Annotated in this window: 5 protein-coding genes and 1 tRNA gene; all 6 read left to right on the top strand. The window is 54.1% G+C overall.

The genetic code is table 11. The annotated features are described in order from the left end of the window. Positions 1 to 726, top strand: a 726-nt coding sequence (locus tag BIS10_RS17515; protein ID WP_253507227.1) for an ABC transporter ATP-binding protein, incomplete at its 5' end; no start/stop codon positions are given. Beyond that, complete coding sequence (locus BIS10_RS17510) at positions 723 to 1496, top strand: ABC transporter permease (RefSeq protein WP_188638077.1); 774 nt, start codon at positions 723 to 725, stop codon at positions 1494 to 1496. The genes BIS10_RS17515 and BIS10_RS17510, both read left to right, overlap by 4 nt. A gap of 54 nt (positions 1497 to 1550) precedes the next feature. Next, positions 1551 to 2384: an NADPH-dependent 7-cyano-7-deazaguanine reductase QueF gene (gene queF, locus BIS10_RS17505; protein WP_083026558.1), complete on the top strand. Its 834-nt coding sequence runs from the start codon at positions 1551 to 1553 to the stop codon at positions 2382 to 2384. 29 nt (positions 2385 to 2413) lie between these two features. Then, positions 2414 to 2974, top strand: a complete 561-nt coding sequence (locus BIS10_RS17500; protein WP_253507225.1) for a nitroreductase — start codon at positions 2414 to 2416, stop codon at positions 2972 to 2974. A 32-nt stretch (positions 2975 to 3006) separates the two neighbouring features. Beyond that, entirely contained in the window at positions 3007 to 3513 is a 507-nt protein-coding gene (locus BIS10_RS17495; RefSeq protein WP_083026555.1) for a YiiD C-terminal domain-containing protein, read from the top strand. A 92-nt stretch (positions 3514 to 3605) separates the two neighbouring features. Then, positions 3606 to 3693, top strand: a tRNA-Ser gene (locus BIS10_RS17490). Positions 3694 to 4645 lie beyond the last annotated feature (952 nt).

Genomic DNA, 4645 nt, shown 5'->3' with positions numbered 1-4645 from the left:
CAGCTGGGCGTGGTGCCGCAGGAGTTTAACTTCAACCAGTTCGAGAAAGTGCTGGATATCGTGCTGGCCCAGGCGGGTTACTACGGCATGAAGCGCAGCGAAGCATTGCCTCGCGCCAAGCAACTGCTGACCGATTTAGGGCTGTGGGAAAAGCGCAACGGCAGTGCGCGAATGCTCTCAGGAGGTATGAAGCGCCGCCTAATGATTGCGCGTGCCTTGATGCACCGACCCAAGTTGCTGATTCTCGACGAGCCCACTGCCGGGGTCGATATCGAACTGCGCCGCAGCATGTGGGAGTACATGCGCCGCATTAACCGCGATGAAGGCACCACGATCATTCTGACCACGCACTACCTCGAAGAAGCCGAGAGCCTGTGCCGTAATATCGCCATTATTAATCATGGTGAAATCGTTCGGAACACCAGCGTGCGAGAGCTGCTGGCGGAGCTGGACACCGAAACCTTCCTGCTGGATCTCGCCGAGCCGGTGGAGCAAGTGCCCACCATTGAAGGCTTTGAGCTGCAGCAAATCGAGTCCTCCCAGCTGGCGCTGGTGATTCATCGTGGCCAGCAGTTGAACGATGTGTTCAGTGCGTTAAGCGCGCAGGGCATTCAGGTGGTATCCATGCGTAACCGTGCCAACCGCTTAGAGGAGATGTTTGTTTCCATGGTAGAGAGCAGTCAGCAGGCCATCGACCAGCGTGAAAAGCAGGAGGCCCGCGCATGAATGCAATGCAAACCCTCGTGGCTTTATGGACGCTAGTACTTAAAGAGATCAAGCGCTTCACCCGAATCTGGCCGCAAACCCTGCTACCGCCGTCCATCACCATGGCCATGTACTTCATCATTTTTGGCAACCTGATTGGGTCGCGCATTGGTGATATGGACGGCTTCAGCTACATGGACTTTATCGTGCCAGGGCTGATCATGATGTCGGTGATCACCAACAGCTACTCCAACGTGGCGTCCAGCTTCTTCTCCAACAAGTTTCAGCGCTCCATCGAAGAGATGATGGTGTCACCCATGCCCAATGGCGTGATCCTTTCCGGGTTTATTCTGGGCGGCATGGCGCGGGGTTTGGGCGTCGGGCTGATTGTGACGCTGGTGTCGCTGTTTTTCACTCGCTTAACGGTTGAGCATCCGCTGCTCACGGTGTTGGTGGTGGTGCTCACCTCGGCGCTATTCTCCATTGGCGGCTTTATCAACGCCCTGTTGGCGAACAAGTTTGACGATATCTCCATCGTGCCGACGTTTATTCTGACGCCGCTGACCTACTTGGGCGGTGTGTTCTACTCGATTTCGATGCTGCCGGATTTCTGGCAGGGCGTCTCGATGCTCAACCCGATTCTGTATATGGTGAACGTCTTCCGCTACGGCTTTTTGGGCGTCTCTGATATTCCGGTAGTCTGGGCATTAGCGGCTATTTTCGCCTTTATTGTTGTCCTGTTTATGGTCGCGCTGACCATGCTAGAGCGCGGTAAGGGCATTCGCAGCTAATTCACGGCCTGACTGCAATGCCCTTATTGAACTAGCACGACTGAGAGAGTTTCCATGGCACATCGCCCCGACACTTTAGAACACGCGCCCCTGGGGCGCGATTCCGCTTACCCCGAGCAGTACGATGCAGGGTTGCTGTACCCCATTCCCCGTGCGGCCAATCGTGCGCCGCTGGGCATTGAAGAGGGCGCACTGCCATTTGTTGGCGAAGATGAGTGGCACGCGTTTGAAGTCTCCTGGCTCAATGGCCGCGGCAAGCCGATCGTCGCCGTGGCACGCTTCCGTCTGCCAGCAAGCTCGCCCCATCTGATTGAGTCCAAATCCTGGAAGCTCTACCTCAACAGCCTCAACCAAACTCGCTTTGCTAGCCAAGCTGAAGTAGAAAAGACGCTAGTGCGCGACCTCAACAGCGCTGCCGGTGCCAGCGTGAGCGTTGAGCTACTGGGGGTGGATGATAGTGAACTGGCCCCTCAGCGCCTGCCGGGGGAGTGCTTAGACGACCTGGATATCGAGGTTAGCGACTACACGCCAAGTGCCACGCACCTTACTGCCAGTGATGAGATCGTCGAAGAGACGCTGCATTCGCATCTGCTAAAATCCAACTGCCCGGTGACCGGTCAGCCGGATTGGGGAAGCGTCTTGATTCGCTATAAAGGCCCCAAGCTCGACCGAGAAGGGCTACTGCGCTACCTAATTGGCTACCGCCAGCACCAGGATTTTCACGAGCACTGCGTCGAACATATTTTTACTGACGTAATGCAGCAAGCGAAGCCAGAAGAGCTGTTGGTATTGGCCCGCTACGTTCGCCGTGGTGGCTTGGACATCAGCCCTTGGCGTGCAACACCGGGTCTTGCGCCCCCCAGCCCGCTGCGCTTAGCACGGCAGTAACGCTCACCTTTAATGGAGAAGAAGTTATCATGGACGCACTCGCACTGCTTCACGAACGTAGCTCCATGGGCAAGCTCACCGAGCCTGCCCCCAGCGCCGACCAGCTCAGCGCCATATACCAAGCGGCCCTACGCGCCCCTGATCACAAAGAGCTTCGCCCGTGGCGCTTTATCGAGTTCTCCGGCGAAGGCCGGGAGCGCCTGGGCGAGCTGTTTGCTGAAGCCGAATTTCAGGAAGACCCCCACGCCAGTGACGACACGCTAAACTCCGCGCGCAAAAAGCCCCTGCGTGCACCGATGATTATCGCGGTGATTGCCAAGGTGACGCCGGACCTTCCCAAAGTGCCTAAAATCGAGCAGGTGATTTCAGCAGGCTGTGCCGCTCACGGCATTTTGCTGGCGGCCCACGCGCTAGGTCTAGGAGCCATGTGGCGCAGCGGCAAATACGCGTTTGATCCCGTGGTGCGCAAAGGCCTGGGTCTGGATGAAGATGACGAAGTCGTTGCCTTTATCTATTTGGGCAGCCTAGCGGGCCGCCACAAGCCAGTAGCAACCCACAACAGTGCGGATTTTGTCGAGCGTTGGGATTAAACCTAAGCCCCTGTAATGCCAAGGAGGTCGCCATGAGTCAGCCCCGCCAACCCGGTATTCCACATCCCCGCCTGCCGCTACCGGAAGGCGAGGAGGACCTAGCTGCCTTTCAGCGCTGGCTGGAGGCGGCCATTCCTATGGTAGAGGCGCTGGGCATTACTCGCATGAGCCAAGCCAACGGCGCGCTCACGTGGCAACTGGCGCTTACGCCCAACCTCAACGACAAAGGTACCGGCTTTGGCGGCGCGCTGAGTGCACAAGCCACGCTACAAGGCTGGTGCTGGGTCACCCTCTGGCTACGCCAGCAGGGCAGGGCGCAGGATGTGGTGGTTGCTGAAGCCAGCCAACGCTTTCTTGCCCCAGTCACGGGTGATTATCGCATGACTTGTGCCCCTAGCCATCCGGATGGCCCTGCACAGCTTGCTGCTAAACTCAGTGAACGAGGTAAGGGCAGCATCGAGCTAACGCATCAGCTCTACTGCGGAGATTCGCTCTGCCTAGAAGCCATAGGCCGCTACGCCGTGCTGCCAAACGCCTAGGCAGGAAAAAGGCTTGCTATTTCACGGCTTAGACCATAGAATATGCGCCGTTCTGTTGAGAAAGGCAGCGCCTAACAGCAGAGCTAAAATGTGGAGAGGTGTCCGAGTGGTCGAAGGAGCACGCCTGGAAAGTGTGTAAGTCGAAAGGCTTCGAGGGTTCGAATCCCTCCCTCTCCGCCAGAATTAAAAAATCCCCGTAAATCAATAGATTGCGGGGATTTTTGTTTTCAGATTTGTCCCAATATTTTGTCCCAAAGCTTTTCATAAAACACAACTTAGCACTGTTCAATTGATAGACGTGCCCAGTTAGCTAATACCCCGATATAAAGCCCCGCCAAAAGCTAAAAAAACCGCCTTTACAGCCGTTCTACCCCTCTGCCCTAGGGCGATGTAGCCCCAGGCACCCTAAACGCCTTAGAAAGCCGTGCAGGCGGAAAACCGATTTTCTCGCAAATAATGCTTGACATTGAATAAATAATATGCTCACTTCTCCTTCCTTTTGCTTTGATTTAGCAATTTCTCATGTGGGCAGACGTATGAAACCACCTAAGCAAGTAAAGAAAATGAGAATCGTTCTTTAAAAATATGCAACAACCACTTTAATTCGTAAAAACTAACTGCCGTGATTAGATTTGCTAACTGTCACAGTTAGCAGTTGGGTAGGCGTGATGGTTAGACTTTTGCTGTTCTCTTTGTTCTAAGAAAACTAATACCTCCTTGCTCAATAACCCCAACCGAAGGGCGGGAGTAATTAAAAACAATAAAACAAGGGAGCGAAGCGAGCTTTGCGGGTTATTTTCAACATCGGAATTTCTAATCGTTAGAAACTAATCGCAGTGGTTAGAAAATAGGTGCTAAATATAATAGAGGGGGCGACTTCAAAAAATAATGTCAAAAACAACGCAAAAGACCTATAAATATGACGTTTTTTTGATTAAAAGTTTCTAATCAGGGGGGTTAGAGTTTCTAATCACCGGGGTTAGAGTTTCTAATCACCCTGATTAGAAACTAGGGTATTGCGATATCTGGTATAAAACCTGAATCCGTGAAGCCGGCGCCGACACTTTCCCTATCACCGCCAGCGAGCACTTTTTGATCATTCGCCCCGTGCAAGTTGGCTTTCGCAAGCCCG

Origin of the sequence: Halomonas sp. 707B3 (genome assembly GCF_024158645.1) — a bacterium.
In the GTDB taxonomy this organism is placed as follows: Bacteria; Pseudomonadota; Gammaproteobacteria; order Pseudomonadales; family Halomonadaceae; genus Vreelandella; species Vreelandella lionensis.
Note: the sequence above shows the minus strand (reverse complement) of the source record. Positions and strands in the feature narration are given on the sequence as shown.

Excerpts from the sequence above, each read along its gene's own strand:
- BIS10_RS17495 (WP_083026555.1), top strand. The coding sequence starts at position 3,007 with ATGAGTCAGCCCCGCCAACCCGGTATTCCACATCCCCGCCTGCCGCTA.
- BIS10_RS17510 (WP_188638077.1), top strand. The coding sequence starts at position 723 with ATGAATGCAATGCAAACCCTCGTGGCTTTATGGACGCTAGTACTTAAA.
- BIS10_RS17500 (WP_253507225.1), top strand. The coding sequence starts at position 2,414 with ATGGACGCACTCGCACTGCTTCACGAACGTAGCTCCATGGGCAAGCTC.
- queF (WP_083026558.1), top strand. The coding sequence starts at position 1,551 with ATGGCACATCGCCCCGACACTTTAGAACACGCGCCCCTGGGGCGCGAT.